Here is a 26,679-nt window from a genome sequence, read left to right as displayed (position 1 = left end):
CCTGATCAGTAAAGGTGAGGCGCTGTCGCGTGTTATTGCGGGCAGTTGTTCTGAGCTTTCAGTTTGGCGATTTCAGCCTTGGCACGCTTGGCCTGACCGGCGAGCATGACATTGTTGACGTCAGTTTTTTTCTCGGCAGCCAGTCGCTGCAGCTCGGCGTCGATATCGGCCTCGTTATTGGCCAGATCCTGGCAGACCCTGGCGTTTCCATTCTGCGGGGCGCTGGCGGTGGCAACTGCGCTGGCGGGGGCCGATGCCGTGCTCTGCGGTTTGCCCGAAACAGGAGCCTTGATCTGCTTGACCTCCTGGCCACCGCTTGTGCTGCAGGGCTGGTCGCTATAGGTCGTGCCGCCCTGAGGGTTCTTGCACTTGTAGACGGTTGCAGCAGTGGGCAGGCTAACGATTAGCAGCAGGATCAGACAGGCAGGTTTCAGCATGGTGAAGCTCACTCTCGCAGAATGAACGGAATCAGGACAGCGCGCCGGCGTTGATGATGCCGACGGCCAGAGAAACGGCGCCGGCAAAGCTGCCGACAGCGATATTGTTTTCAATCAGCGCCTGTGGCAGACCCTTGATGCAGCGGCCCAGCACCAGATGCACCGCAATCTGCGCAATCATGGCGAGCAAACCCCAGATCAGGAAATATTCCAGCCGGTTTACATGCCAGGCACTCGACGCAATGGTGAGCGAAAACCCGATCAGCGCGCCGCCATACGACAGTGCGGCGGCCGTGCAGCCTTCGCGGATGAGCTTGAGCTCATCAATGGGTGTTACCCAGGCGTAGATCACCGAGAACACAACAAGCAGGGCAATGCCGGCACCCAGGTAAGTCAGATAAGTCAGCAGCAGTGGCAGGGCAGTCTGGAGCATGCGGGTTCCTCGCGGCAATCAGGCATAATGCTGTGCATTCTTACCCAAATCACAAGAAATATCCATGAGAGACCGGCTGCTGATCCTTTCCGTGTTCATTGTTGCATCCTGTGGTCTTGCTTACGAATTGATTGCGGGTGCGCTGGCCAGCTATCTGCTGGGCGATTCGGTGCTGCAGTTTTCCTCGATCATCGGCACCTATCTGTTCGCGATGGGGCTGGGCTCCCACTGCTCGAAGTATGTGAAGGAAGAGCGCGCGCTGGGGACCTTTATTGATGTCGAGCTGCTGGTCGGCCTGATCGGTGGCTTGTCGGCCCTGTTCCTGTTTCTGGTATTTGCCTGGGCCAATGCACCGTTCCGCACCGTGCTGTATGCGCTGGTGCTGATCTGTGGCGCGCTGGTCGGTATGGAAATTCCGCTGGTGATGCGTGTGCTCAACCAGCGCAAGACGGCCTTTGCCGACATCGTCAGCCGCGTGCTGACCTTCGATTACATGGGGGCGCTGGCGGTATCGCTGCTGTTTCCGCTGGTACTGGCACCCAAGCTGGGGTTGGCGCGCACGGCGCTGCTGTTTGGCCTCCTGAATGTGGGCGTTGCGCTGTGGACGGCGCGGGTGTTTCGTCATGAGCTGAAAAATCCGCTGCACTTCTACCTGCGCGGCGGCATTGTGCTGATGCTGCTGGCCGGCTCCTTTGTTGCTGCCGAGCGGCTGACAGCCTGGAGCGAGAAGGCCATCTACGGTGATGAAATCATCCACGCGCAGACTTCGCCGTATCAGCGGCTGGTGCTGACCAAGTGGCAGGATGATCTGCGCCTCTACATCAATGGCAACCTGCAGTTCTCCAGCCGCGACGAATACCGCTACCACGAGGCGCTTGTGCATCCGGTGCTGGAAAAAACGCCCTGGGCGAAGCGCGTGCTGGTGCTCGGCGGCGGCGACGGGCTGGCAATGCGGGAAATCCTGCGCTACCCGCAGATCGAGCACATTACGCTGGTCGACCTCGACCCGGCGATGACGACGCTGTTTTCCACCTCCGCGCCGCTGGTGGCACTGAACAAGGGGGCGCTGAAGGACAAACGCGCCCACGTGGTCAATGAAGACGCTGGTCAGTGGCTGGAGAAAAACAATGGCGTGTTTGACGCCATCATCATCGACTTCCCCGACCCCAGCAATTTCGCGCTCGGCAAGCTGTATTCGGTGCCGATGTTCCGGCTGGTGAACCGCCATCTGGCGCAGAACGGCCTGATGGTGGTGCAGTCCACCTCGCCGATGCATGCCCCGCGCTCGTACTGGAGCATCAACAAGACGCTGGAAGAGGCGGGTTTTGTCACTACGCCGTACCACGCTTATGTTCCCTCGTTCGGCGAATGGGGTTTCATCATCGGGGCGAAACAGGCCGGCTATACGCCGCCCACCGCGTACCGCTTGCCAATGAAATTCCTCGACACTGAGTCGACCCGGCAGATGTTCTTCTTCCCGCCGGACATGCAGAAAATCGAAGTCGAAGCGAACCGGCTCAACAACCAGTCGCTGGTGCATTACTTCGAGCAGGACTGGTCACGGGTGCTGCGCTGATGGAGCTGACACGGCGCAAGGTGCTGCAGCTGGGGCTGGGTCTGCTTGCAGGGGGGGGAGCGGGAATGGCGCTGGGCGGCTGCAAGCTGCTGCAGCTCGGGCTCAACATCAAGGGGTATTGGCCTGGCATGCTTGAAGGCCATTGGTTGCGAGGTCATACCCAGCTTCCTGCTCCCTCGGTTGAACGCAAGGTCGGTGTCGCCATTCTCGGCGGTGGCGCGGCTGGCCTGTTTGCCGCATGGAAACTGGTGCGTGGCGGTCGCAAGGATGTGCTGCTGGTCGATGGTCCCGAGTTCGGTGGCAATTGTGCGGCGGGGGCGCTGGGCGGGCTGGCCCATCCTCGTGGCGCGCATTATCTGCCGCTGCCTTCGCTGGAGTCGCGCCATGTGCGCGAGCTGCTGGCCGACATGGGCGTGATCGAGCGTGATGCGTTCACCGCGAAGCCTTACTTTGACGAGCGGGTACTGGTGCATGCGCCGGAAGAACGCCTCTGGGTCGACGGCCGCTGGCAGGAAGGGCTGATGCCCCGCACCGGCATGGATGCCGACGAGCTGAAACAGCAGCAGCGTTTTCTGGATTTTGTCGCGGGCTTGCGCGACAAGACCGGCAGCGATGGTCGGCGTGTGTTCGCCATTCCGCTGGTTCTGTCCTCCACTGACCCGCAATGGCGGGCGCTTGATCAACTCAGTTTTGCGCAATGGCTCAAGCGCGAGGGTTATACCGCGCCGGGGCTGCTGTGGTATCTGGATTACGCCTGCCGCGATGATTATGGTGCCGGTAGCGCTCAGACCTCGGCCTGGGCAGGGCTGCATTATTTCGCCAGCCGTGGCGGCCACGCGGCGAATGCTGAAGAGGGCGCCATCCTGACCTGGCCGGACGGCATCAACCCGCTGGTGCGCCATCTCGCCTCAGTGCTCGCGCCTGCGCAGCGCATGGGCGGCATGGCGGTGAAGGCGACGGAAGTCGGCAAGGTAGTACATGTTGACGTGCTCGATGTGGTCAGCCGCAAGGTGACGCGGCTGGTCGCCGAGCAGGTGATCTGTGCCATGCCGCTGCATGTTGCCGCGCACGTGGTCAGCGGCTTGCGCGATTTCGGCTACGACCCGGCGCAGCACGCACTACCTCATGCGGCCTGGCAGGTCAGCAATTTCCTGATCGACCGCTTCCCGGATGAGCCGAAAGACCATCCGCTGGCGTGGGACAACGTCGTGTACGGCAGCAACAGCCTTGGCTTCGTCAACAGCACGCACCAGCTGATTCGCCAGTACAAGCCGGCGCACAGCGTATTTACGGCCTACCATGCCTTTGCCAATGAAGACCCGCGAGCGGTGCGCGCACGACTCGAACACGCCAGTGCCGATGATCTGTACGACGTTGCCGCGCAGGATCTGCACGCGGTGTACGGCTGGCGCTGGCGGCAGGCCGTGCAGCAGGTCGAAATCACCGTGCGCGGCCACGCCATGAGTACGCCCGCGCCGGGCTTTCTTGGGAATGCCGGCCTCGCCGCGCTGCGCGCGCTCGATGGCCGCATCCGCTTTGCGCACGCCGATCTATCCGGTCTTTCGGTATTCGAGGAGGCCAGCTGGTGGGGTAATCAGGCGGCCGAAGCACTGTTGTGATTTGGCGGGTATCTGCCTATAGCCCTTTTTGCTAGATCGCTGAAGGCATATGGCCATACGGGTATAAGCAGCTTCAGAGCTCGACTTGCATGCCCATTTCCACAACGCGGTTGGGCGGAATGCCGAAGAAGCTGGTGATACGGGCAGCGTTGCGCATCATCAGGCTGAACAGCATGCGCCGCCAGCGTGCCATTTCCGGATATCTGCTCTCGACGATGGTTTCCCGGCTCAGGAAATAGGACAGCTGCATTGGCTCGCAATGCAGCTGCGGCTCCCTGGTCGCTGCCAGCGCCAGCGCGGCGGGAATGTCCGGTGTGTCCTTGAAACCGCAGCAGATCAGAATCTGGAAAACCTGATTGCCCAGTTGCGTGATCGTCAGCTGCTGCGCCGGAGGGATGAGAGGCACATCAGCCGTGCTGACGGTGAGCAGGATCACCTGCTCGTGCAGGATCTTGTTGTGTTTCAGGTTGTGCAGCAGCGCGTGCGGTACGGTATCGCTGCTGGCCGTCAGAAAGACGGCAGTGCCTTCCACCCGTGCGATGGTGCTGCTTTCCAGTGTGCCGACAAAGCCTGCCAGCGGCATTTCGCCTTCACGCAGCTTGCGCATCAGCAGCATGCGGCCGCGTTTCCACGTCATCATCATCGTGAACAGCACCAGACCGACCAGCAGGGGCATCCAGCCTCCGTCGGCAATTTTCAGCGAATTGGCGGCGAAAAAGGCCAGATCGACCAGCAGCAATCCACCCAGCACGGCAAACATTCCCAGGCGGCGCAATGGGGTGCTGTATTTGCCGAGTACCAGAAAGGCCAGCAGTGTGGTGATGACCATCGTGCAGGTCACAGCAAAGCCGTAGGCGGACGCTAGCGCGCCGGACGAGCGGAAGGAAAGGATGAGAATGATGACGGCAAGCAGCAGTGCCCAGTTGATCTGGCTGATGAAGATCTGTCCCTTTTCAGATGCCGAGGTATGGCGGATCTCCATGCGCGGCGTAAAGCCTAGCTGGATGGCCTGGCTGGCCATCGAATACGCGCCGGAAATCACCGCCTGCGAGGCGATCACCGTAGCGAATGTTGCCAGCAGCACCAGCGGGATCAGCCCCCAGCCGGGAGCCAGCAGGAAAAACGGATTCTTGATGGCCTGCGGGTTCTGCAGCAGCAGCGCGCCCTGGCCGAAGTAATTGAGCACCAGCGCCGGCAGTACCAGCCCGTACCAGGCATTGCGGATTGCAGCCTTGCCGAAATGCCCCATGTCGGCATACAGCGCCTCGCCACCGGTCAGGCAGAGCACGACCGCGCCCAGCAGGATGAAACTGGAGCCGGGGGCGGCGAGGAAAAAGCGGACTGCGTGCAGCGGATTGAGTGCGGCGAGAACTTCCGGTGCGTGGACGATGCTGGCGATGCCCATCACCGCGAGTATGGCGAACCACAGCAGCATCACAGGTCCGAAGATCTTGCCGACGGTGGCGGTGCCGTGTGATTGCACGGCAAACAGGCCGATGATGATGCCGATGCACAGGGGGACGATCATCTGGTCCAGTTTGTGCGATACGACGCTGATCCCCTCAACTGCCGAGAGTACCGAAATCGCCGGGGTAATGATGCAGTCACCATAGAACAGGGCGGCGCCGAAAATGCCGAGTATGGCTACGCAGCGGGTCAGCCGCGGGCGACCCGCCGTTTCGCGCTGGGCGAGTGCCAGCAGCGCCAGAATGCCGCCCTCGCCCTTGTTGTCGGCACGCAGAATGATGCTGACGTATTTGAGCGAGACCACCAGCATCAGCGCCCAGAAAATCAGCGACAGGATGCCCAGGATGTTGAAGGGGGTGAGCGCCAGCCCGACCGGCCCGGCAAAACACTCCTTGAGCGTGTAGAGCGGGCTGGTGCCGATGTCGCCGTAGACCACGCCGAGTGCGGCGAGGGTGAGTGCGCGCGAGCCGGAGTGCTGTGAGCCTGCCGAGGTCATGACTTCCCTCCCGGGAAATGAAGGCGGCGATCATAGCGCCGCGAACTGCGGCCTCGCCTTGATTCAAGTCTGCTTTTGCTTGCTGCCCTAGCGCCGGAATCACGGCGGGTGTGGCAGGCAGGTCTGCATGCTAGACAGGTCTTCTCGAGCAGGCGCTTAAATATTGTTAATGCAGCCGGTTTTTGAGTGGCGCTGCTTTGGATTGAGTATTGGCAATGTATAAGGCCGCAGCCATTTCCAGAAAATGGCTGCGGCCTTATGGGGTGGCGGGTATGGCTGTTGTGCTGACTGAGGGAGTTACAGGCCGATCACGCCGCCATCGTCACGGGTAATGACCACGGTGCCCGAGCGCGGGCGGCCGCCGAGTGCACCGTTGGGCCAGCTGGAAATCGCTTTCGGATTGGCCGGGTCATTGCGTTCGCTGTCCGGCTCGCCGGGGTGCTGGATATTCACGAACAGCGTCTTGTGATCCGGCGTGAAGGCGATGCCGGTGATCTCGCAACCGCGCGGGCCGGTGAGGAAACGACGGGCTTCGCCGGTTTCCGGCACCATCGCGACCATCTGGTTGTTGCCCATGCCGGCATATTCCTTCTTGTTCAGTGTGGTGGTCGAGACATCGGTCTGTACCCACAGCAGGCCGTTGGCATCAAAGTGCAGGCCATCCGGGCTGCCGAAAACATCGCCCTTGATATTGCCCTTGTGCTCATCCTTGGCGGCCTTGTCATTGCCAGCCAGCACCAGAATGTTCCACTGGAAGGTGGTGGCAGCCGGATTATTGCCGGCTTCCACCCAGCGCATGATGTGACCGAACAGATTGTTGGCACGCGGGTTGGCCGCGTCCGGCCCCGGCTTGCCTTCCTTGCCGCGTTCGCTGTTGTTGGTCAGCGTGCAGAAGATTTCGCCCTGGTTATGCGGGTTGACGGTCGTCCATTCCGGACGGTCCATCTTGGTCGCGCCGACATGGTCGGCGGCAAGACGGGTTTTCACCAGCAGTTCGCCCTGGTCGGCAAAGCCGTTGGCCGCAGTCAGGCCGTTCTTGCCGTGCGTGAGCTCCAGCCATTCGCCGCTGCCATCGGCGTTGAATTTCGCCACATACAGCGTGCCTTCGTCGAGCAGGTTGGCGTTTGCACGGCGGTTCTTCGCGTCATACGGGCGCTTGGTGACGAATTTGTAGATGTACTCGAAGCGCTCGTCGTCGCCCATGTAGAACACGCAGCGCTGATCGGGTGCGATGGCCAGTGCGGCGCCTTCGTGCTTGAAGCGGCCGAGCGCGGTGCGCTTCACCGGTTTGCTGTCCGGATGGTAGGGGTCGATCTCGACCACCCAGCCGAAGCGGTTGGGCTCGTGCGGGTTGAGCTGGGCATCGAAGCGCAGGTCGTGCTCGGCCCAGCGATAGCCGGCGTCCTTTTCCTTCACGCCGTAGCGTTTGGCGTTGAAGCCATCCGGCTTCATATTGTTCGACCAGTCGACGAAGTAGCCATTCCAGTTTTCTTCGCAGGTCAGGTAAGTGCCCCACGGTGTCCAGCCATTGGCGCAGTTGTTCAGCGTGCCGAGCACTTCGCGGCCGGTCGGATCATCCACCGTTTTCATCAGCGCATGGCCGGCCGCCGGGCCGGAAATCGCACAGGCGGTCAGGGTGCTGACACGGCGGGCGTAGCTGGAGGGCAGAACTTGCTGCCAGCCAGCTTCGCCCTTTTTCACTTCGATGATCGACACGCCGTGTGCGGCTTGCGCCTTTCTCACTTTCTCGGCGGTCCAGGTCTTCATGCCGTCGGTGTGCAGCAGACCGTCATCGGTGTATTCGTGATTGATCGCCAGCAGGCCGTGGGCACTGTTCTGCGAGCCGTAGGGCAGCGGGAAGAAGTGCATGCCGTCGTGGTGCATGCCGGATTGCGCCATCTGCTCGACGAAGCTGTTGCTGCCATCCTGCTTGAAGGCAGGCAAATTGCCGGCCAGGCCGACGGCATCACCCCAGGCATTGACGAGCTGCGCGCGATAGCCGGCGGGAACGGTCACAGTGTCGGCGTCCGAGAGCGGGATGCCGGCAAAGCCGAGTGCAGCCGGTTTCAGCGCCTTGCCGGCGCGAGCGGCGGACTGTGCAGCGGCAGACGCCAGATCAGGCAGTCCGGCCAGCAAAAGGCCGGTGGCAGCGGCGCCACTGCCGGTGAGCAGGGAGCGGCGGCTCAGGTTCAGGTTGATGGCTGAAGCGATCTGGCTGAACGCCGGATTGGTGGAGTCGTTGCAGATGACGTTTTTGTCGGAATAGCTTTTGGTCATGGCAAGCAGGTCAGTGGCTATGGAAAGCCGCCATCATCGGGCTTGCCGATGACGCCCGTATGACATCGCGATGCCTGCCCCCATCTGCTGGGTATTGCCATGCAGCCCTTTGGAATGGAGGGCTTTGGCACTAAAGGGGGGTGGGTATAAATCGGGAGCGCAAAAAAACCGGCCCCGCAGGGCCGGTTTTCCGATGCGTGCTACTGCATCATCCCGGGGGCGACAATCAAGCCTTGGCGCCGTTCAGGATGGCAACAGCCAGATCGTTGCCGCGCAGCAGGCTGACCAGCTCGACACCTTCCGGCAGCTTCAGGTCGGACAGGTGAACGGCGGTATTGCCAACGGCCAGGGCGCCCAGATCCACTTCGACATAATCCGGGATCTTGGTGGCAACGGCACGGATCTGAACTTCGTTCAGTGCGTGAGCGATGGAACCGCCTTGCAGCTTGACGCCCAGGCAGGTGTCGCCATTCACGAAGTGCAGCGGAACCTTGATTTCAACCTTGGTGGCATCATCAACGCGCTGGAAGTCAACGTGCAGGACTTGCTGCTTGAACGGGTGGTACTGAACTGCGCGCAGCAGAACCTGTTCGATGGCGCCTTCCACATTCAGCTTGATCAGCGCGGTGTGGAATTTTTCGTCTTGCAGGGTGTAGTACATTTCGTTGTGGTCCAGGGACACGGCGATCGCGTCCTTGCTGCCACCGTAAACGACTGCCGGCAGACGGCCAGCCTTGCGCAGGCGGCGGCTCGCTCCGGTGCCCTGCGCAGGACGGCTTTGTGCATTGATTTCAAAAGACATCTTAAATACTCCGTTTCGTAATTAAACGCTCGTCCCCCGCGACCAGGGCGACCAGCGATTCCGGGGGTATTCCCCTGAATGCATTTGCCCCGCCAGGTTGCAGGTGTATACCTGCAGGCTAACGGGGCTGGTGTTGCTTAATCGACGAAGAGGGTGGAAACCGACTCTTCGTTGTTGATGCGGCGCATCGTTTCGGCCAGCAGGCCGGCAATCGATACCACGCGGATGCGACCGGTGGCCTGTGCCGCTTCCGGTACCGGAATGGTGTCGGTCACGACCACTTCATCCAGCTCGGAATTCAGGATGCGCTCGATGGCGGCACCGGAGAACACCGGGTGGGTGGCGTAGGCCATCACGCGCTTGGCACCGAACTTCTTCAGCGCTTCTGCGGCCTTGCACAGCGTATTGGCGGTGTCGATCATGTCATCGATGATCACGCAGGTGCGGTCTTTGACGTCACCGATGATGTGCATGACTTCGGCAACGTTGGCCTTCGGACGGCGCTTGTCAATGATGGCCATGTCGACATTGAGCTGCTTGGCCATCGCGCGGGCACGCAATACGCCACCGACGTCCGGGCTGACGACCATCAGGTCTTCGTAGCGCTTTTCGCGGATGTCGGCGAGCAGCACGGGCGTCGAATAGATGTTGTCGACCGGAATGTCGAAGAAGCCCTGGATCTGGTCGGCATGCACATCAACGGTCAGGACACGGTCTACACCGGCGACGGTGAGCATGTTGGCGACGACCTTGGCCGAAATCGGTACGCGGGCGGAACGCGGGCGGCGATCTTGGCGGGCATAGCCGAAATAGGGAATGGCGGCGGTAATCCGGCCGGCGGAAGCGCGCTTGAGCGCGTCAACCATCAGCATGATTTCCATCAGGTTGTCGTTGGTCGGTACACAGGTGGACTGCAGAACGAAGACGTCGCGGCCGCGTACGTTTTCGAGCAGCTCCACCGTCACTTCACCATCCGAGAAACGGCCGACAGTGGCACGTACCAAGGAGATGTCGAGGTGATTGACCACTTGTTCGGCAAGGCGCGGGTTAGCGTTGCCGGTGAATACCATGAGGCTGTCGTAAGCCATTTTCCAATCCCAGAAACGAGAAAAGCGTGTAATTTGTGGATTACACGCTTTTCTTTCTAAAAGTGGCAGGGGAAGAAGGATTCGAACCTTCGCATGTCGGAATCAAAATCCGATGCCTTAACCAACTTGGCGACTCCCCTATATAAACCTGCCAATCAACATAATTAATCAGCAAATTCATGTAACTGGTGTTGACTCAATGATCTGGCAATAAAGCCTTTCATTTCGTCGGGAAGCTGCGATATTACTTGATTTGCCGCAGTTTGTGAAGCGAATTTCGCAAACACACAACTTCCTGATCCGGTCATTCTCGCTTCACCAAACTGGCTCAACCAGTCGAGATGTTTCTGTATTAGCGGGAACTTCCTGCTCGCCACCGCCTGCAAGTCGTTTTGCGTTGCTGCGTTGTCGAGGACGCGAACTATAAGGGGGGGCGTATTGCGTGTCAAGCCTTCGTCGCAAAAAATTTCAGGGGTAGGTACGTGCACTTGCGGGTGCAGCACGACAAACCATTGATCTTCTGACGGAACCGCTGTCATGCGCTCGCCGATGCCCTCGACGAAGGCCGTTTGCCCGAACAGGAAGAAGGGAACATCGGCGCCAAGCGTCACGCCCCAGTCCATCAGTGTCTGCCTGGGCAGGTGCAGTTGCCAGAGCCGGTTGAGCGCCAGCATGACGGTTGCTGCATCCGAGCTGCCACCGCCGACGCCGCCGCCCATGGGCAGTCGCTTGGTAATGCCAAGGTCGACTCCCTGCGTGCAGCCGGTTTTTTCCTGCATGAGGCGTGCGGCCCTGATGCAGAGATCATGTTCCGGTGCCACGCCCGGGATGGGGTTGCGGTGCAACAGTTGTCCGTCATCGCGCACCCGCAGGGAAATGGTGTCACTGTAATCGATCAGCTGGAAGGTTGACTGCAGCAGGTGGTAGCCGTCAGGGCGGCGGCCGATGATGTGCAGGAAGAGATTGAGTTTGGCGGGCGCCGGAAAGTCGTAAAAACCGTCCGTGCTGGCAAAGGCGTCAAGATTCATGGTGTGGTTTGCAAGTCGGTGCTGGCGTCGGAAATCACGATGCGGAGCTGGATGTCATCACGGCGCGCATCAATGCGGTATGGCTGCTGGTGCTGACCCAGCGGACGGAAGTCGCGAGCTTCGATCTGCCAGCCATCCTGGCGGAGGGTGACCGTGCCGTCGGTTTCGCTGCGCTCGGCGGGGGAGAATGGGGCTGCCTCACCACGCAGCCACCAGCGCAGACCGCCAAGCGGGAGTGAAAGGCCGGTCAGCTGGTAGAGCAGGGCCTGCGGATCAGATGCGGTGACGGGTGTAGTGCCACCCTGTTCCAGCGTGGCGGATACGGGGTACCCGCTACTGTCGTACTGGATGGTAAGGGCTGCCAGTGTCTGGCCGAGAGGGCTGTCGAAGCTGAGTCTGTCCTGTGCCGCGCTCGTCTGCCAACCGAACAGGGCTTGCTGGTTCTGCTTGCCGTCACGGATGCTGAGACGCCCGCTGAGTGCGTAGCCGCTGGCGGGCGCAGTCGGCAGTTGCGCGCAGGCAGTCAGCAAGAGAAGCCCCAGCAACAGAAGCCAGTGCCGCATCAGAGTCCCAGTCGCTCGCGTGTTGCCGCCAGCTCGCGGTTGCCGGCATCCAGCTTCTGCACGGCTTCGATGACGCCGCGTGCTTCCCTGGTCTTGCCGAGTTTGACGAGCGCCTCGGCGAGGTGCAGGCCGATTTCGGGTTCATTGCTGTCGTGCCATGCTTTCTGCAAAAGTTCTGCGGCTTCGGCGTAGCGCCCCTGCTTGAGGCGCAGCCAGCCCATGCTGTCAAGGAAGGCCGGGTTGTCCGGTTCCTGTGCCAGTGCGGCTTCAATCAGGGGCTCGGCCTCGGCATACCGTTCGCTGCGGTTGGTCAGCAGGTAGCCCAGCGCATTCTGCCCGGCGGCATTATCTGGATTCAGCAGCAGGTTCTGGCGCAAGTCGGCTTCGGCGCCGGTGATGTCGCCCAGTTCGTCGGCATAGATCGAGCGGTCGTAGTACAAGTCTGCATTTTTCGGGTGGCGGCGCAGTGCTTCGCTGAGTGTTGTCCGGGCGCGGTTGAGGTCGCCCAGCTCCTTCCATACCATGGCTTCTGCCTGTGCCTTGCTGACTTGCTGGTTTTCCGTTGCAACTGGCAGTGCCGCAACCGCTTGCAGTGCGGCCTCCCGCTGCCCTGCGCGTGCCATGACCCTGGGCAGGCGCAGGTTGAGCTTTTCGAGGTGCTGCGGATCATTGACCTGCTTGTACCAGTCAAGCGCGGTTTGCCACTGGCGCTGTTCTTCCGCAATTTGCCCCAGATAGAGATAGAAAAGGCTTGGTTCGGCCGGTTTGCGTTCGATAATCTGTTCCAGCAGGATGCGGGCTTCGTCCAGCCGGCGCAGATCCAGCGCCGTGATGGCGCTGCCGATCATGGCTTCCATATTCTCCGGATGTTGCTGCAGGATGCGCTGGTAAGTGGCATGCGCCGCATCGATCTGGTTCTGCTCGGCCTGCAGCCTTGCCTGGGCAAGCAGGAGTGCGAGTGACATCGGATTGGCCGCACTGGCCGTTTTCAGTAGCGCAAGACTGGCCTGCGGATCCTTGCCGGCCAGCAGCTGTGCCTTGTAGAGCGCTGCGGCTTCCCAGTCCGGGCGTAATGCCAGCGCCTGATCAAGGTCGGCAATCGCTTCCGGATTCTTGCCGGCATTGGCTGAAGCCACCGAACGGGCGAAGTGAGCTTCGGGCAATTGCGGGTAACGGGCTGCCAGCCGCGTCGTTGTCGCCAGGACCGCATTGCGGTCGGCATTTTTGCCCCACAGCAGATGGAGTTGCATGAAAAATGGTGCGATTTCCCTGGGGGTGCTCTGCATCAGCGCGAGCAGATAGGGGTCAACATCATTGATGCGGTTGGCCCGGATCAGCAAGCCTATCATGAGCTGCTGCGCATCCTTGGAGTAAGGATCCGTCCTGTTCCAGCGCTCTGCTGCATCCAGTGCCAGCCCGAGTTGGCCGCTATTGATGCCCAGCTCGGTTGCCCGGCGCGCAATGCGCGGGTCGTTCGTGCGTTTTGCCAGCTCATGCCAGAGCTGGGCCGCAAGCACTCCGTCACCGCGCTGTGCCGCGATATCGCCGACCAGCATCAGCTGCAGCAGCTCGGGTGTGAGCGGCAAATTGGGCAATGGCGCGCTTAACGCCTCATCGGGAGAGGAAGTGTTTTCTTCCTTGTCGGGAGCCGCTGCATGTGCAAAGCCGGTGCTGCCCAGGGAAAACAGCCCGGCAACAAGGGCGGAGTAAACAATACGCAGGCTGGGCATGAATTCAGTCCGGGCAGGATGGAATGGCGATATTAGGTAAACTGGCGGCAAAGTCCAAGTGATTGCCACAATTTACTTTCCATTCTACGTCTGCGGAGAGCATGCCGGTGCCTGAATTACCCGAAGTTGAAACCACTCGTCGCGGAATTGCGGGGCATGTGGCCGGAGCTGCGGTCAAGGAGCTGATTGTCCGTAATTCGCGCCTGCGCTGGCCTGTGCCGGAAGAACTGGGTGAGCGGGTTGCGGGACAGGTCATCCGCCGTGTCAGCCGGCGCGCCAAGTATTTGCTGTTCGAGTTCGATAGCGGAGTTCTGCTGGTTCATCTGGGCATGTCGGGCAGTTTGCGGGCCTTGAGCCAGCCCTTTCCGCCGGAGAAGCATGAGCACATTGATCTTGTACTGGATAACGGCATGAGGCTGCGATATCGGGATCCACGCCGCTTCGGCGCCTGGCTGTGGGCCGAAGCTGACGGGCAAGCGCATCCGCTGCTGGCAGAGCTAGGCCCCGAGCCGCTTTCCGGCCAGTTTTCGCCGGACTGGCTGGCTAAATGCTGTGCTGGGCGCAAGACCGCGATCAAATCGCTGATCATGGACAATCACCATGTGGTTGGTGTCGGTAATATCTATGCGGCCGAGAGTCTGTTCCGCGCCGGAATTCATCCCCTGCGTCCGGCCGGATTACTTGCGGCCAGGGAAATCGCCGTACTGGTCGAAGCAATCAAGGCCGTGCTGACGGAGGCCATCACTGCGGGTGGCAGCACCTTGCGCGATTATGTGGATACAGATGGCAAGGCTGGTTATTTCATGCTCAATTGCTTTGCGTATGGCCGGGAGGGACTGCCTTGCCGCGTTTGCGGCACGCCCATGCAGCAGATCCGGCTGGGGCAGCGGGCGAGCTGCTTTTGCCCGAAATGCCAGCCGAATTGATGTGTAAAATACAGTACGTATGGCGATCGGGCGGACAAAGTTGCCGCTGCGCGATTTAGCACGCAAAATCAGATAGAACAATCAAGAACATATTCCGGGACCGGGGGTGACATGAGCACCGATTATCTGCATCAGGACAGTATTGCCGCCAATGATTACATGGTGGCCGATTTCCAGGCCTACAGCGCCTGGCGCGCTCATCTCACCCAGCAAATTGCACAACTGCAACGCTGGCTGGCCGAGCAGGATCTCAACGATGCGCAGACCGATCTGCGCATCAGGGCGCTGACCGAGAAGCTGCGCGAAGACAAGCTGAATATTGCCTTTGTCGCCGAGTTCTCGCGTGGCAAGTCCGAGCTGATCAACGCCATTTTCTTCGCGCATTATGGTCAGCGCATTCTGCCGTCGTCTGCAGGTCGCACGACGATGTGTCCGACCGAACTGCTGTACGACGCCGACAAGACCCCGTCCATCCAGCTGCTGCCGATCGAAACCCGCGCCGGCAATGTCACGACGCAGGAATATCGCCGCTACCGCGATGAGTGGCACACCATCGAGCTGGATCTGGACAGCCCGGAAGCCTTGCTGGAGGCGTTCCGGGAGATTGGTGCCACCTGCCGAGTCAGTGTCGATACCGCCAAGCAGTACGGCCTCTTTGATGAAAATGACCCTGATCAGGTCATCACGGTCGACGCGGAAGGCAAGGTCGAAATCCCGTGCTGGCGCCATGCCGTGATCAATTTCCCGCATCCCCTGCTCGAACAGGGGCTCGTCATCCTAGACACCCCGGGCTTGAATGCCATCGGTACAGAGCCGGAGCTGACGCTGAATCTGCTGCCGAATGCTCACGCGATCCTTTTCATTCTTGCCGCCGACACTGGTGTGACCAAGAGCGACATCGACGTCTGGCGCAATCACATCGCCCGCGGACAGGGTAATCGTCATGGCCGCCTCGTGGTGCTCAACAAGATCGATGGCCTGTGGGATCCGCTGAAAACCGAGGCCGAAGTCCAGGCCGAACTCGACAAGCAGATCCGCACCACCTCCGAATTGCTGAACGTCACGCCGCAGCAGGTGTTCCCGGTATCGGCGCAGAAAGCGCTGGTGGCCAAGGTGCAGCAGGATGACGCACTGCTGGCGAAGAGCCAGCTTGCCCACCTTGAGCGCGCCCTGTCGGATGATCTGCTGCCGGGCAAGCAGGACATTGTCCGCGATGCCACGCAAGGCGAGGTCGAGGACATCGTGCTGGCGATCCGCTCGATTCTCAACACCCGCCAGGAGGGCGTGAACGAGCAACTCACCGAGCTGACCGGCCTCAGGGGCAAGAACCAGGATGTCATCCTGCAGATGATGGACAAGGTGCAGGAAGACAAGAAGCACTTCGAACAGGGCCTCGTGCGCTTCCAGGCCTTGCGCAGCGTGTTCAGCCAGCAGACCAACAAGCTGTATTCGCTGCTGGGCAAGGATGCGCTGAAGAACGAAATTACCCGCATCCGCACGCAGATGGAGCGCAGCATCTTCTCCTTTGGCGAAGGCGGCCTGCGCAATACGATGGACCGTTTCTTCCTTGATGTGAATGCCTCGATCGCCAAGTCGGCCGAACAGGTGGCCGAAATCCAGGCGATGATGGCTGCGATGTACAAGAAGTTCAGCGAAGAACACGGCCTTGGCCAGGTGACGCCGCCGCCGTTTTCCACGCTGAAATACCACAAGGAACTGGCGCGGCTTGAGCGCTCCTTCCGTGAGCATTTCAATACCGTCGGCAACATCCTGACCACCAGCCAGGGGCGTCTGACGCGCAAGTTCTTCGAAACCATCGCCAGCCGTGTGATCTATGTGTTCGATGTGGCCAATCGCGACGTGGAAAACTGGCTGAAGGCCGTGATGGCACCGATGGAAACACAGGTGCGCGAGCATCAGCTGCAACTGCGCCGCCGTCTGGAAAGCATCAAGCGCATCCACAAGGCCACCGATACGCTGGAAGATCGCATCAAGGAACTCAACGAATTCAGCGCCCAGCTCGACGAACAACTGCACAGCATCGATGCGCAGTTGCGCGGCATCTACAGCACGCTGAATGCAGAAATTCGCGACTTCTCGCAGTCAAAAGCTGCCTGAGATGCTGTGAAGCCAGCCGACAACGCCGCGCAGTCGCGCGGCGTTGTGCATTTCTACCGTGCATCCGTGCGCCGCATGCGCTACAACCGCTGTGATTCAATCCGGAGAACAACATGACTGATGGAGTATTGCTGGAAATCTGTGCCGGCTCGGTGGCGTCCTGCCTTGCTGCGCAGGAAGGTGGCGCAGGCCGTGTCGAATTCTGCGACAACCTGCTGGAAGGTGGCACCACCCCGAGTCATGGCCAGATCGCCGTGGCCCGTGATCGCCTCTGGATCGGTTTCAATGTCATCATTCGCCCGCGTGGTGGCGATTTTCTCTACACCGATCTGGAATTCGAGGTGATGGAGCGCGACGTGCTCGCCTGCAGGAAACTGGGGGTTGATGGGGTGGTGATCGGCATTCTGACTGCCGATGGTGATGTCGATGTGGCGCGGTGCAAGCGGCTGGTCGAGCTGGCTGCGCCGATGCAGGTCACGTTTCACCGCGCCTTTGATGTGGCGCGCTTGCCGGAGCAGGCGCTGGAGGATGTGATTGCCTGTGGCTGCAATCGCCTGCTCTCCAGCGGTCAGGCGGCAACGGCGCTGGAAGGTGCCGGCTTGCTGCGAGCACTCCAGCAGCAGGCGGGCGAGCGTCTGGTCGTGATGCCTGGCGCCGGGGTACGGGGCGGGAATATTGCCGAACTGGCGCGCCAGACCGGTTGCCGCGAATTTCACAGCTCGGCCCGGGCTCCGTTTCCCAGTGGCATGCGGTACCACAATCCGGCCGTGCACATGGGTATTCCGGGGCAGGATGAATATGCGCTGGTTGAAACGCAGGTCGATCTGGTGCGTGAGCTGGTGCAGCAGGCGCAGGAAGGCTATGCGAGCTTGATGGGTATGTGATCGCAAGCATTTTGCTTGAATGGCTGTATGGCAATACCGGCTAATGTATTGCGACGCACACTGTTTGAGTATAAAAAAGCGGGCACCCGAATCAGGTGCCCGTCAATCAGGGAGGAGATGAGCAATATGCACTTTGCAATTGCCTGATGAAGCAGCACGCTGCTCCATACCTCCCGTATGACAGGCCTCACCGCCGATGGTTCCCACGCCATGCTTAATTATCGTTCATGGCTCCTTGCCAGGCTGCTTGCCCCCAAACGGGATGGGCTGCGTATAATCGCGCGCTAAACTGCCTAAGCGAGTGTCGTTCATGGAATTCGTACTGCTGTTCAAGGCCCTGGTCATGGGGATTGTCGAAGGGATTACCGAATTCCTTCCGATTTCGAGTACCGGCCACCTGATTCTTACCGGTGATCTGCTGGGTTTCTTGAGCAAGGAAAAACGCGATGTATTCGAGATTTTCATCCAGCTCGGCGCCATGCTGGCGGTGGTCTGGGAATACCGCCGCAAGATCGCTACAACGCTGAGCGGCGCCCGTCACGCGGGCAGCGAACGCAATCTGCTTTTGGGCGTGCTGATTGCCTTTATCCCGGCGGCAATTCTCGGCAAGCTGTTTTCCGAGGCGATCAAGATGCACCTCTTCAAGCCGGTGCCGGTGGCACTGGCCTTCATCGTGGGCGGGCTGGTCATTCTGTGGGCCGAGAAGCGGCAGCATCAGGTGAAAGTGGAGACGGTCGATGACTTGAGTCTCATGGACGCGCTCAAGGTTGGCCTTGCCCAGTGTCTGGCGCTGATTCCGGGCACCAGCCGCTCGGGGGCGACCATCATCGGTGGCTTGTTCCTCGGCTTGTCGCGCAAGGCCGCAACCGAGTTTTCCTTCTTCCTGGGCGTGCCGACACTGGGCGCGGCCTCGCTCTATAGCCTCTACAAGCACCGTCATGTGCTGGATGCCGGCGACGTTCCGGTTTTTGCCGTTGGCTTTGTTGCCTCCTTCGTATTTGCTTTTCTGGCCATCCGGGCGCTGATCCGCTTTGTGTCCACGCATACCTTCATCGCGTTTGCCTGGTACCGGATCGCTTTCGGCCTGATCGTACTGGTCACCGCTTATTCCGGTCTTGTGAACTGGAGCATCTGATCCCGAGGCCCGGCGCCTGTGGCGCTTTGCCACTGCGACCGGCGTAACGGTTTGCCTGCATGGGAGCGCACGCTACACTGCAGTCATGAATACCGTGCGCCCCTATTCGTTTTCCTCGCCACCCTATCTGGATGCCGCAGTCGGTGATCCGGATGATCTGGCTGCGCTGAAATTTCTGGTGATCGACCCGGTTGCCGACATGCGCACCACCATGGGGATGACGCTGGGGCAGTTCGGCGTGCGCCAGCTCGAGCATGCCAGCCGTTCCAGCGATGCACTGGCGCTGATCAAGCGCACCGAATATGACGTGATTCTGTGCGAATATGATCTCGGGCACGGCTTTGATGGCTTATTCCTGTTCGATGAACTGCGCCGGCACGAAATGCTGAAAGCGTCGTGTGCGTTTCTGATCATTACCGGCGAGCGGCGCGCCCAGAAAGTACTGGGGGCCGCAGAGCTGGTGCCTGACGCCATCGTGCTCAAGCCCTTTACTGGCGATGCGCTCTTCGCCCGCCTGCAGCGTGCCTTGCACCGCAAGCGCCGTTTCCAGCCGATCGACAGTGCCATCCTCAGGCATGACTTTCTATATGCAATCCGCCTGTGCAACCAGGAAATCAAGCTTGGCGGCCCGGACATGCTGGAATTCGTGCGCATGAAGACGCACCTGATGCTGCGGATTTCCGACTGGGCCGGTGTACGGGATTTGTGCCGCACCCTGCTGACCCGGCAGGATGTTCCCTGGGCGAAGATGGCGCTAGGCAAGTCATTATTCGAGCTGCGCAAGCTGGATGAGGCCGGACAATTGTTCCAGGGCGTGATTAGCGAGCATGAACTGGTTCTGGATGCCTACGACTGGCTGGCCAGGGTGAAGCAGGCGCAGGGTGACCTCGCTGGTGCGCGTGGAACCCTTGATCAGGCCGTGCAGCGCTCGCCCTATGTCGTGGCGCGTCAACGCGAGCTGGGCGATGTGGCATGGCGCAGTGGTGATCTGGCGACGGCACAAGTGGCGCTGCAGGAGACTGTTGCCTTGTCGCGCTATTCGTTCTGGCGCGACCCCGCTGATCACGGGCGGCTGGCCGAGGTGCTGATTGGGCAGGGTGAAATCGGCGAGGCGAGGAAAATTCTGGCGGAGGTTCGCAAGCAGTTCCGTCAACCGCAGGTGGGCATCATGGCAGAACTGCAGGAGGCCGATATCCTGCGCCGGCAGGGCGATCATGCCGCAGCAGAAAAGAAAATTTCCGCAGCGCTTGCCGCTCTGAATGCCTTGGATGAACCGCCTGCAGCCGCGCTGGGGATGTGTATTGCCCGCAGCTGCTTTGCCATGAAGCAAGAAGGTGCCGCTACAGTGCTGATGCAGCAATTGCTACGCAACCATCATGATGATCTGGGGCTAGCCGGACAGGTGAAGGCGCTGTATCAGGCGGCAGGGCGCGAAAACGAAGCGGATGACCTGATCGAAGCCGTTACGTCCAATATCGTCGGTCTGAATAATGAAGCTGTCCAGCTTGCCCAGGCTGGCGACCTGGCCGCTGCCGCTGAGTTGTTCCTGCGTGCGGTGAGCGATATGCCGGCCAACCTCCAAGTGCTATTCAACGCCATTAACGCGCTGCTGGCCTATGTGAACCAGAATGGCTGGCATGTCAGTTATATGGAGCGGGCCGAGCAGTTGCTGGAGAAGGTGCGTCAGCTGAACCCTGCGCATGGGCGAGGGTTGCAGCTGGCGGAAATTTGCCGGAAAACCAGGAAGAAATACGGCGTGGGATCTTGATTTTACTCTCGGTGAGATTAGATTAATGAAAGCCGTCAACCGGCAGAGAATCCAGCCAGCGACCTTGTTTATCAAAAACGGCAATCCAGTCCAGCGTTTTTGAAGAGACTAAAGGGAGATAATAGAGGTCTTGCCGGCTGGCATAAGTGGCGCCTTTCAAGGCGAGCAATTTGTCATGACTTGGCTTGGATAGTGCCGACAGACCTTGCAGGCGGATTTGAATCGCCGGAGATTTCCAGTCCCACTTCTGCCATGTCACCGGACGCATGGCCGGTGATACGCCCTGCAGTGACAAATCAATGCTATCGAGGCTGGTTTTTGTGTTGGCAATATGCCAGCTTGTACCCCAAAGCCCGGGTGCTGGCGGGCACATGTCTTTGCAGTCGCCGGTGTAGAGCTCATTTTTGGCGACGATGACGAGGCGATCCTGTTCGAAGACCAAGGCCACCGGTCGGGCGGTTTCCAGGGTATAGAGGCCATAGCCAAGTGCCGCCAGTTGGATCAGCCCGACCAAGCTCAAGTCCGAAATCAATTCTCGGCGCGGCTTGCCAGGCGCAGCCAGAATCAGTGTAAGCAATGGGCCGCAACAGGCATCCACCACCAGCAGGATGCTGTAAATATGAGCGACATTGAGCAATGCGGCCATTGGAGATGGATACCACAGCAGAAAAACCAGCGCTGCGGCAAGACCCGCGATCAGCAGGGAAACTAGCAGATGCCCGGCTGCATAGCGGGCGGCAAAGTACAGACGTTTTTTCATGATGCCGTGACGAGGAAAATGGCGGATCAATTGTAACGCATGGAATTATTGCACTGATAAGACCTTCGCAGATATGTAGGTTTGGACTGCGACGTTAGTACGAACGGTGCGCTTCGTATAAGTAATTGACAGATCTGCGGTGCAGACAAGCGAAGCGATCCACTCTAGTTACGCAGCTTTGCGGTGCGTATGGTCAGCGGCATTCGGCCGGAGTGTAACGGGCGGGTAGTGTGGCGGGGGTAAGGCTGGTCGCCATGCCGCGCGCGCTGGCAAGCAGGTGACTGGCTGACGCGCAGGCCCAGTCAATGCTGCCGGTCTGCCCGTTGTTCATGGCGGTATCCAGCGGTATAAAACCGGCAGCGGTGCGGATATAGGGTTTCAGCCGCAATGTATTTGAAGTTCCAGGCAGGCCGACAGTGGCTGCGTGATAAGTGATGAGGATTTCACCATTTCCTGTGTGGATGAGCACGGTATCCACATATTTTGATGTGCTCCCCGTATTGGTCTGCCGGGCGTTCCATGTGTTGGCGATGGTCAGCAGATCCATCAGTGACGCAGCTTCATTGACTGCCAAACGGGCTTCGGTGGCCTGTATGAGTCCCTCACTGATTCTTGCGCGCACGATGTAATCCTGATAGGCGGGTAGAGCTGCGCTGGCGAGGATGCCAATGATGGCAACCACCATCATCAACTCGATCAGGGTGAAGCCTTGCTGCAATGTGCGGGAGATAAGCATGGCGTTCTCCGAAAAAAATAGGGAAGGCATAAGCCTTCCCTATTTTTATAGTACTTATGTATCAGACGTTGGTCAGACGGTACTGCTTAGCGGCATTCGGCCGGCGCATATTTGGCTGCCAATGTCCCTGGAACAATTCCTGCATCCATGCCGCGTGCAGTTGCTGTGGCGTTAGTGGCAGAAGCGCATGCCCAATCAATAGGTCCGGTGTTACCTGCGGCGATTGCTGCCTCCAAGGCTTGGAATGTGGTTGCGTTAGTTTTTACAAACGGCTTCAAAGTCAGCGTGGGGTTGGCTGCGCCACCCGCACCAACAGTAGTTCTGTCATAAGTAATGGTGATTACGCCTGTAGTGTCAGTAATCAGTGTAGAAGCGACATATTTGGATGTGGCTCCAAGATTATTCTGCTGTGCATTCCATGTGGCAGCCGCAACATCCAAGTCATTTTGAGTCGCTACTTCATTGATCATGGCCTTTGCGCCGCCAGCGAGGTTCAAGCCTTCAGTAATACGGGTCCGGATGGTGTAGTCCTGATAGGCCGGCAGTGCGACAGCAGCCAGAATACCGATAATCGCGACAACGATCATCAGTTCGATCAGTGTAAAACCTTGTTGCATCTTTTTCATGGTGATTCTCCTTGAGGGTGATCAGGCAAGTGATCTTGCTTGGTGAACTGGGAAGCAAATGGCGTGCCAAGTCATGTCCGCCTAGTGCTGATTTTGGTTTAGTTCAATCCCTTGGTGGTTCTTCGGGATGGATATTATGCATGCGTTGCATGGATGGGGTTTACCGGCCAAGCTGTTTATTTCTGGCTGGTGTGACGTTTTTGGTCATGTCGGTTGCCGCAATGCGGCTCCTGATTGGGTGGCCGGCGCAACAAGTCGTCATGCCGGCGAAGGCCAGCGTCCAGAACGCTACTCGAACAGGCCATCGCAGATAGATTCCCACTTGCGCGGGAATGACAAATTGTTCTTTGATGAAGTGGCTGTCTAATCATGACGCGGCTTACTGCTAATCAAGTGATGTACCGGATGTCGCAAATTGCCACTGCTGTGCTGATGTGCGAATGTGTTGCGTCCGCATAAAAGTAAGATCTTAAAACGCGCTGGGTGCTTGTGGGGGGGCTTTTGAAGCGGCTATGATCAGCAAGCGCATGCGATCGATCCATTTCAACGGTGTTTTTTGACTAGCTGTTCGCTGTGTGACGACCTTTTAATAGATGGAGTTAGCCGGATGTCCGAACTTGCTGGTGTCAAAGTCATGGTCATCGACGACAGTAATACCATACGCCGCAGCGCCGAGATTTTTCTGGGGCAAGCCGGATGCGATGTGATTCTGGCCGAGGACGGTTTTGATGCGCTTGCAAAAATCGCCGATCATCATCCTGACCTGATCTTCGTCGATGTGATGATGCCGAGGCTGGATGGTTACCAGACCTGTTCACTCATCAAGAAAAATCCCCGTTTCAAGGCGACTCCGGTCATCATGCTGTCCAGCAAGGACGGGCTGTTTGATCGTGCGCGCGGACGCATGGTCGGCTCGGACGAGTATCTGACCAAGCCCTTTACCAAAGACAGTTTACTGGCTGCCGTGGGTGCCCACGTGCAGCAACGCTAATTTTCAATTTCCAGAAAGTAATCAATCATGCCAATCAAAAAAATCCTGATCGTCGATGATTCCCCGACCGAGCGCCATTTCCTTGGCGAATTGCTGACCAAGAACGGCTTTCAGGTCATTGCGCTGGAGTCGGGTGAGGAAGCTGTGGCCAAAACCAAGGAATTGCTGCCGGACCTGATCCTCATGGATGTTGTCATGCCGGGCATGAATGGCTTCCAGGCAACCCGCACGATCAGCAAGGATGAAGCAACCAAGCATATCCCGATCATCATGTGTACATCCAAGAACCAGGAAACCGATATGGTCTGGGCGCGCCGGCAGGGAGCTACCGAGTACGTGGTCAAACCGGTTGACCCACAGGAATTGCTGACCAAGATCGGCAAGCTGTGACCATTTACGTCACTTTCCTGACCGGAGGTTGAGCATGGCAAAGCGGGTTAGCTTGCGGGAGTACCAGGAGGGCGTGGTCGCCCGTCTGCAAAGTGCGGCCGCCGTTGCACAGGTCGATGCCAGGCTTGGCGTCCAGATTGGCGGAAACAACTGGCTGGTAGATCTGGCCGACGTTGCCGAAGTGATGCCGGTGCCTGCTATCGCTGGCGTTCCGCTGGCGCATGGCTGGTTTCGTGGCGTGGCCAATATTCGCGGCAATCTGGTCAGCGTGACCGATGCGGCGGCTTTTTTTGGCGAGTCCCCGCTTAACCAGACTCCGGCCAGCCGGCTGCTGCTCATTCAGCCCAGGCTCTTGCCGCATGCGGCAATTCTGGTCAGCAGAATGCTGGGCCTGAAGCACTTGGCAGATTTGACGGTGGAGCCAGTTGAAGAGCCTGCTGCTGCCTGGCAGGGGGAGCTGTATCGGGATGCAGCAGGAGCGGTCTGGCGTACGCTCAAGGTTGAGCAACTGGCAAGTTCACCGGCTTTCTTACAGGTTGGTATCGCATAACAAAGCAATGTACCGCGCGCACTGGCGACGGGAGGAGAAGGTAGCATGGCAATGATGGAGCGCATCCGCAGCCTGTTTTCCGGGGCTGGCAAGGACAGTCCCGAAAAACCGGCGGCAGAGAAAAAAGGGTTTGACCCGCTGAAAACCACATGGATTCTGGATCGCATCCGCGTTCCCGATGCCGATGAAACAAAGCTGCTGAAACCTTTGCCATTTATCGGCCACTGGACTGCCCGTCAGCAGATGGCCTTGCTGCTGCTGGTGATGCTGGTTGCGGGTCTGGCATTCGTCATTCTGGCCTTGCTGTCCTTCCAGGCCTCCAACCGTAATGCCGAGCGCCGCTCGATTGCCACCGAAATGCAGATGCTTTCGCAGCGGATTGCGCGTGCATCAACACAATCCGTGCAGGGGCTTCCGGCGGCCTTCCCCGTTCTCAAGGATTCGTACGAAAAGTTCAACCAGAACCTGACCGAGCTGCAGGACAGCCGCGGCTTCTTCTCAATGAGCATGGGCGTCAGCGATGACCTGGACAAGATCAACAAGACTTGGTCCACTTATTTCCGCCCCGATGCCCAGCCGCCCCGTCCGAACGTCGAAACGATCCTGAAGCAGCAGAAATCGCTGGAGGCCGTGGGCAAGGCCGTATCGGGCATTAACGCCAATGACTCGAACCTTTTGGAACAAATCCAGCAATTCAGTGGCTCGCTGGCCGAGAACGGCGCTACTCCGCGCGAACTCGAAGCGGCCAGCCAGCTGGCTACGCTGTCGCAACGCATGGCGAAAAACGCCAATGCGACGCTGGCCAGCGAACTGATCAACCCTGACGTCGTATTCCTGCTGGGCAAGGATGTAGCGACCTTCAAGGACATCGTCGAAGGCTTCCTGCAGGGTAGTGCCGAACTCGGTCTGCGCCCGGTGCCATCCTCCGGTCTGGTTGCCGATCTGAACGCGATCAAGACTTCCTTTGCCGATTTCGAACAGGTTGTAACCTCGTTCTCGAAAAACATGCAGCCGCTGGTTGATACCCGCAAGGCCAACCAGAGCATCGTGCAGAATTCCGAAGTGCTGCTGACCGATACCAAGTCACTCGCAGAAGGATACGAGAACAAGACCGGCAATCTGGTTACTTCGGTGCTTGAGGTTGTATTTGCCGTGCTGGCCATCGGCTCGCTCTACCTGCTGATCCGCGTGTTCAACCAGGAGTCGGTTCGCCGCCGCATGAACTCGGAAGCGGAAAACCGCAAGAATCAGGACGCGATTTTGCGGCTGCTGAACGAAATGTCCGATCTGGCTGATGGTGACCTGACTGTGCGCGCATCGGTAACTGAAGACCTGACTGGCGCGATTGCCGACTCGATCAACTACACCATTGAAGAGCTGCGAACGCTGATTGGCGGGATTAACCGCGCCACCGAACAGGTAAACACTACTGCCGCCCAGGCCCAGGCGATTTCCGACGAGCTGATTGCTGCTGCGGAGCGCCAATCTCATGAAATCGAGCAGACTTCCAGCAACGTTGACCGGATGGCGCGCTCCATCCAGGGCGTATCGGTGAACGCCGCACAATCTGCCAAGGTGGCGCAATCCTCGCTGGAGGCCGCAGGGCAAGGTGCCGATGCGGTAAATAACCAGATCAAGGGCATGGGCGAAATTCGCGAGCAGATTCAGGAAACCGCGAAGCGCATCAAGCGTCTGGGTGAATCCTCGCAGGAAATTGGTGAAATCGTAGAGCTGATCTCCGACATTACCGAACAGACCAACGTTCTGGCGCTGAACGCGGCGATCCAGGCTGCAGCAGCGGGTGAGGCCGGCCGTGGCTTCTCGGTGGTTGCTGAAGAAGTGCAGCGACTGGCCGAACGCTCGGCCGAAGCGACCAAGCAGATCGGCGCGATTGTGAAGACGATTCAGACCGATACGCATGATGCGGTTGCGGCGATGGAGCTCTCCACACAGGGTGTAGTGGAAGGCGCCAAACTGTCTGATGCAGCTGGTACCGCGCTGACCGAAATCGGTCGCGTATCGCAAGAACTGGCCCGTCTGATTGAAACCATCGCGAAGGAAACCGAGGCGCAGACTACTCTGGCCGGACGCGTGACCGAAGCGATGCGCGACATTCTTGCCATTACTCAGCAAACCACAACGGGTACCAAGCAATCTGCGGATTCGGTTGGCCGTATTTCGACTCTGGCTGCCGAATTGAAGTCTTCGGTATCGGGCTTCAAGCTGTCCTGATCGCCGGCTGGTCGCTGTTATCACTGTGCAGGCCCGGGTTTTCTGAC

Annotated in this window: 24 protein-coding genes and 1 tRNA gene; 12 read left to right on the top strand and 13 right to left on the bottom strand. The window is 59.2% G+C overall.

Annotation, left to right across the window (positions count from 1 at the left end):
• Positions 1-32: 32 nt before the first annotated feature.
• Both H559_RS0116820 and H559_RS0116815 read right to left on the bottom strand, forming a co-directional pair.
• Entirely contained in the window at positions 33-437 is a 405-nt protein-coding gene (locus H559_RS0116820) for a DUF4124 domain-containing protein (protein ID WP_028453633.1), read from the bottom strand.
• A gap of 31 nt (positions 438-468) precedes the next feature.
• Complete coding sequence (locus tag H559_RS0116815) at positions 469-870, bottom strand: DUF350 domain-containing protein (protein WP_028453632.1); 402 nt, start codon at positions 868-870, stop codon at positions 469-471.
• A 64-nt stretch (positions 871-934) separates the two neighbouring features.
• Between H559_RS0116815 and H559_RS0116810 the strand changes: the two genes are divergently transcribed.
• Both H559_RS0116810 and H559_RS0116805 read left to right on the top strand, forming a co-directional pair.
• Positions 935-2,446, top strand: coding sequence for a polyamine aminopropyltransferase (locus H559_RS0116810; RefSeq protein ID WP_028453631.1), 1,512 nt, complete (start codon positions 935-937; stop codon positions 2,444-2,446).
• Positions 2,446-4,065, top strand: coding sequence for an FAD-dependent oxidoreductase (locus tag H559_RS0116805; protein ID WP_051279708.1), 1,620 nt, complete (start codon positions 2,446-2,448; stop codon positions 4,063-4,065). The genes H559_RS0116810 and H559_RS0116805 overlap by 1 nt, the downstream gene beginning before the upstream one ends.
• A gap of 73 nt (positions 4,066-4,138) precedes the next feature.
• Here the strand turns inward: H559_RS0116805 and H559_RS0116800 are convergent, their stop codons facing one another.
• The 8 genes from H559_RS0116800 to H559_RS0116760 form a co-directional block, all read right to left on the bottom strand.
• Complete coding sequence (locus H559_RS0116800; RefSeq protein WP_051279706.1) at positions 4,139-6,028, bottom strand: potassium transporter Kup; 1,890 nt, start codon at positions 6,026-6,028, stop codon at positions 4,139-4,141.
• A gap of 297 nt (positions 6,029-6,325) precedes the next feature.
• Entirely contained in the window at positions 6,326-8,305 is a 1,980-nt protein-coding gene (locus H559_RS0116795) for a PhoX family protein (RefSeq protein WP_028453628.1), read from the bottom strand.
• Positions 8,306-8,531: 226 nt separating this feature from the next.
• Positions 8,532-9,107, bottom strand: coding sequence for a 50S ribosomal protein L25/general stress protein Ctc (locus H559_RS0116790; RefSeq protein WP_028453627.1), 576 nt, complete (start codon positions 9,105-9,107; stop codon positions 8,532-8,534).
• A gap of 137 nt (positions 9,108-9,244) precedes the next feature.
• Positions 9,245-10,195 carry a ribose-phosphate pyrophosphokinase gene (locus H559_RS0116785; RefSeq protein ID WP_028453626.1) on the bottom strand — a complete coding sequence of 317 codons (951 nt, stop codon included), beginning with the start codon at positions 10,193-10,195 and terminating at the stop codon, positions 9,245-9,247.
• 63 nt (positions 10,196-10,258) lie between these two features.
• Positions 10,259-10,335 (bottom strand) — tRNA-Gln (locus tag H559_RS0116780).
• Positions 10,336-10,359: 24 nt separating this feature from the next.
• Positions 10,360-11,223 carry a 4-(cytidine 5'-diphospho)-2-C-methyl-D-erythritol kinase gene (ispE, locus tag H559_RS0116775; RefSeq protein ID WP_028453625.1) on the bottom strand — a complete coding sequence of 288 codons (864 nt, stop codon included), beginning with the start codon at positions 11,221-11,223 and terminating at the stop codon, positions 10,360-10,362.
• Positions 11,220-11,786 (bottom strand): outer membrane lipoprotein LolB, encoded by a 567-nt coding sequence (locus tag H559_RS21990; protein ID WP_051279704.1) that lies wholly within the window; start codon positions 11,784-11,786, stop codon positions 11,220-11,222. Before H559_RS21990 ends, ispE begins: the two co-directional genes overlap by 4 nt.
• Entirely contained in the window at positions 11,786-13,516 is a 1,731-nt protein-coding gene (locus H559_RS0116760) for a tetratricopeptide repeat protein (RefSeq protein ID WP_028453624.1), read from the bottom strand. Before H559_RS0116760 ends, H559_RS21990 begins: the two co-directional genes overlap by 1 nt.
• Positions 13,517-13,623: 107 nt before the next feature.
• Between H559_RS0116760 and mutM the strand changes: the two genes are divergently transcribed.
• The 5 genes from mutM (at position 13,624) to H559_RS20945 (ending at position 20,347) form a co-directional block, all read left to right on the top strand.
• Positions 13,624-14,442: a bifunctional DNA-formamidopyrimidine glycosylase/DNA-(apurinic or apyrimidinic site) lyase gene (gene mutM, locus H559_RS0116755; RefSeq protein ID WP_028453623.1), complete on the top strand. Its 819-nt coding sequence runs from the start codon at positions 13,624-13,626 to the stop codon at positions 14,440-14,442.
• Positions 14,443-14,553: 111 nt separating this feature from the next.
• The gene (locus H559_RS0116750; RefSeq protein ID WP_211230962.1) at positions 14,554-16,560 is read left to right on the top strand and encodes a dynamin family protein; all 2,007 of its coding nucleotides are present in this window, start codon (positions 14,554-14,556) and stop codon (positions 16,558-16,560) included.
• 113 nt (positions 16,561-16,673) lie between these two features.
• Positions 16,674-17,444 carry a copper homeostasis protein CutC gene (locus tag H559_RS0116745; protein WP_028453621.1) on the top strand — a complete coding sequence of 257 codons (771 nt, stop codon included), beginning with the start codon at positions 16,674-16,676 and terminating at the stop codon, positions 17,442-17,444.
• 310 nt (positions 17,445-17,754) lie between these two features.
• Positions 17,755-18,579 carry an undecaprenyl-diphosphate phosphatase gene (locus H559_RS0116740; protein ID WP_028453620.1) on the top strand — a complete coding sequence of 275 codons (825 nt, stop codon included), beginning with the start codon at positions 17,755-17,757 and terminating at the stop codon, positions 18,577-18,579.
• Between the two features lie 85 nt (positions 18,580-18,664).
• Positions 18,665-20,347 (top strand): response regulator, encoded by a 1,683-nt coding sequence (locus tag H559_RS20945; protein WP_051279702.1) that lies wholly within the window; start codon positions 18,665-18,667, stop codon positions 20,345-20,347.
• A 22-nt stretch (positions 20,348-20,369) separates the two neighbouring features.
• Here the strand turns inward: H559_RS20945 and H559_RS0116730 are convergent, their stop codons facing one another.
• The 3 genes from H559_RS0116730 to H559_RS0116720 form a co-directional block, all read right to left on the bottom strand.
• Positions 20,370-21,107, bottom strand: a complete 738-nt coding sequence (locus tag H559_RS0116730; protein WP_034641857.1) for a hypothetical protein — start codon at positions 21,105-21,107, stop codon at positions 20,370-20,372.
• A gap of 193 nt (positions 21,108-21,300) precedes the next feature.
• On the bottom strand, positions 21,301-21,843 hold the full coding sequence (locus H559_RS0116725; RefSeq protein ID WP_034641853.1) for a pilin: 543 nt from the start codon (positions 21,841-21,843) through the stop codon (positions 21,301-21,303).
• Between the two features lie 86 nt (positions 21,844-21,929).
• Entirely contained in the window at positions 21,930-22,469 is a 540-nt protein-coding gene (locus tag H559_RS0116720) for a pilin (RefSeq protein ID WP_028453617.1), read from the bottom strand.
• Between the two features lie 127 nt (positions 22,470-22,596).
• Between H559_RS0116720 and H559_RS22855 the strand changes: the two genes are divergently transcribed.
• The 5 genes from H559_RS22855 to H559_RS0116700 all read left to right on the top strand — a co-directional run bounded on the left by H559_RS22855 (position 22,597) and on the right by H559_RS0116700 (position 26,632).
• Positions 22,597-22,836: a hypothetical protein gene (locus H559_RS22855; protein WP_155845470.1), complete on the top strand. Its 240-nt coding sequence runs from the start codon at positions 22,597-22,599 to the stop codon at positions 22,834-22,836.
• 240 nt (positions 22,837-23,076) lie between these two features.
• The gene (gene pilG, locus H559_RS0116715) at positions 23,077-23,460 is read left to right on the top strand and encodes a twitching motility response regulator PilG (RefSeq protein ID WP_028453616.1); all 384 of its coding nucleotides are present in this window, start codon (positions 23,077-23,079) and stop codon (positions 23,458-23,460) included.
• Between the two features lie 27 nt (positions 23,461-23,487).
• A complete protein-coding gene (locus H559_RS0116710) occupies positions 23,488-23,850 on the top strand; it encodes a response regulator (RefSeq protein ID WP_028453615.1) in 363 nt (120 codons plus the stop codon).
• Between the two features lie 34 nt (positions 23,851-23,884).
• Positions 23,885-24,400, top strand: a complete 516-nt coding sequence (locus H559_RS0116705) for a chemotaxis protein CheW (RefSeq protein WP_028453614.1) — start codon at positions 23,885-23,887, stop codon at positions 24,398-24,400.
• Between the two features lie 45 nt (positions 24,401-24,445).
• Entirely contained in the window at positions 24,446-26,632 is a 2,187-nt protein-coding gene (locus H559_RS0116700) for a methyl-accepting chemotaxis protein (RefSeq protein ID WP_245579394.1), read from the top strand.
• Positions 26,633-26,679 lie beyond the last annotated feature (47 nt).

Source organism: Chitinilyticum aquatile DSM 21506 (assembly GCF_000430805.1).
GTDB lineage: Bacteria > Pseudomonadota > Gammaproteobacteria > Burkholderiales > Chitinibacteraceae > Chitinilyticum > Chitinilyticum aquatile.
The sequence above is the reverse complement of the archived record's forward strand: the minus strand, read 5'-3'. Positions and strand labels throughout refer to the sequence as shown.

Coding starts and splice junctions, on each gene's coding strand:
- H559_RS0116820 (WP_028453633.1), bottom strand. CDS start 437: ATGCTGAAACCTGCCTGTCTGATCCTGCTGCTAATCGTTAGCCTGCCC.
- H559_RS0116815 (WP_028453632.1), bottom strand. CDS start 870: ATGCTCCAGACTGCCCTGCCACTGCTGCTGACTTATCTGACTTACCTG.
- H559_RS0116810 (WP_028453631.1), top strand. CDS start 935: ATGAGAGACCGGCTGCTGATCCTTTCCGTGTTCATTGTTGCATCCTGT.
- H559_RS0116805 (WP_051279708.1), top strand. CDS start 2,446: ATGGAGCTGACACGGCGCAAGGTGCTGCAGCTGGGGCTGGGTCTGCTT.
- H559_RS0116800 (WP_051279706.1), bottom strand. CDS start 6,028: ATGACCTCGGCAGGCTCACAGCACTCCGGCTCGCGCGCACTCACCCTC.
- H559_RS0116795 (WP_028453628.1), bottom strand. CDS start 8,305: ATGACCAAAAGCTATTCCGACAAAAACGTCATCTGCAACGACTCCACC.
- H559_RS0116790 (WP_028453627.1), bottom strand. CDS start 9,107: ATGTCTTTTGAAATCAATGCACAAAGCCGTCCTGCGCAGGGCACCGGA.
- H559_RS0116785 (WP_028453626.1), bottom strand. CDS start 10,195: ATGGCTTACGACAGCCTCATGGTATTCACCGGCAACGCTAACCCGCGC.
- ispE (WP_028453625.1), bottom strand. CDS start 11,223: ATGAATCTTGACGCCTTTGCCAGCACGGACGGTTTTTACGACTTTCCG.
- H559_RS21990 (WP_051279704.1), bottom strand. CDS start 11,786: ATGCGGCACTGGCTTCTGTTGCTGGGGCTTCTCTTGCTGACTGCCTGC.
- H559_RS0116760 (WP_028453624.1), bottom strand. CDS start 13,516: ATGCCCAGCCTGCGTATTGTTTACTCCGCCCTTGTTGCCGGGCTGTTT.
- H559_RS0116750 (WP_211230962.1), top strand. CDS start 14,554: ATGAGCACCGATTATCTGCATCAGGACAGTATTGCCGCCAATGATTAC.
- H559_RS0116745 (WP_028453621.1), top strand. CDS start 16,674: ATGACTGATGGAGTATTGCTGGAAATCTGTGCCGGCTCGGTGGCGTCC.
- H559_RS0116740 (WP_028453620.1), top strand. CDS start 17,755: ATGGAATTCGTACTGCTGTTCAAGGCCCTGGTCATGGGGATTGTCGAA.
- H559_RS20945 (WP_051279702.1), top strand. CDS start 18,665: ATGAATACCGTGCGCCCCTATTCGTTTTCCTCGCCACCCTATCTGGAT.
- H559_RS0116730 (WP_034641857.1), bottom strand. CDS start 21,107: ATGAAAAAACGTCTGTACTTTGCCGCCCGCTATGCAGCCGGGCATCTG.
- H559_RS0116725 (WP_034641853.1), bottom strand. CDS start 21,843: ATGCTTATCTCCCGCACATTGCAGCAAGGCTTCACCCTGATCGAGTTG.
- H559_RS0116720 (WP_028453617.1), bottom strand. CDS start 22,469: ATGAAAAAGATGCAACAAGGTTTTACACTGATCGAACTGATGATCGTT.
- H559_RS22855 (WP_155845470.1), top strand. CDS start 22,597: ATGGATATTATGCATGCGTTGCATGGATGGGGTTTACCGGCCAAGCTG.
- pilG (WP_028453616.1), top strand. CDS start 23,077: ATGTCCGAACTTGCTGGTGTCAAAGTCATGGTCATCGACGACAGTAAT.
- H559_RS0116710 (WP_028453615.1), top strand. CDS start 23,488: ATGCCAATCAAAAAAATCCTGATCGTCGATGATTCCCCGACCGAGCGC.
- H559_RS0116705 (WP_028453614.1), top strand. CDS start 23,885: ATGGCAAAGCGGGTTAGCTTGCGGGAGTACCAGGAGGGCGTGGTCGCC.
- H559_RS0116700 (WP_245579394.1), top strand. CDS start 24,446: ATGGCAATGATGGAGCGCATCCGCAGCCTGTTTTCCGGGGCTGGCAAG.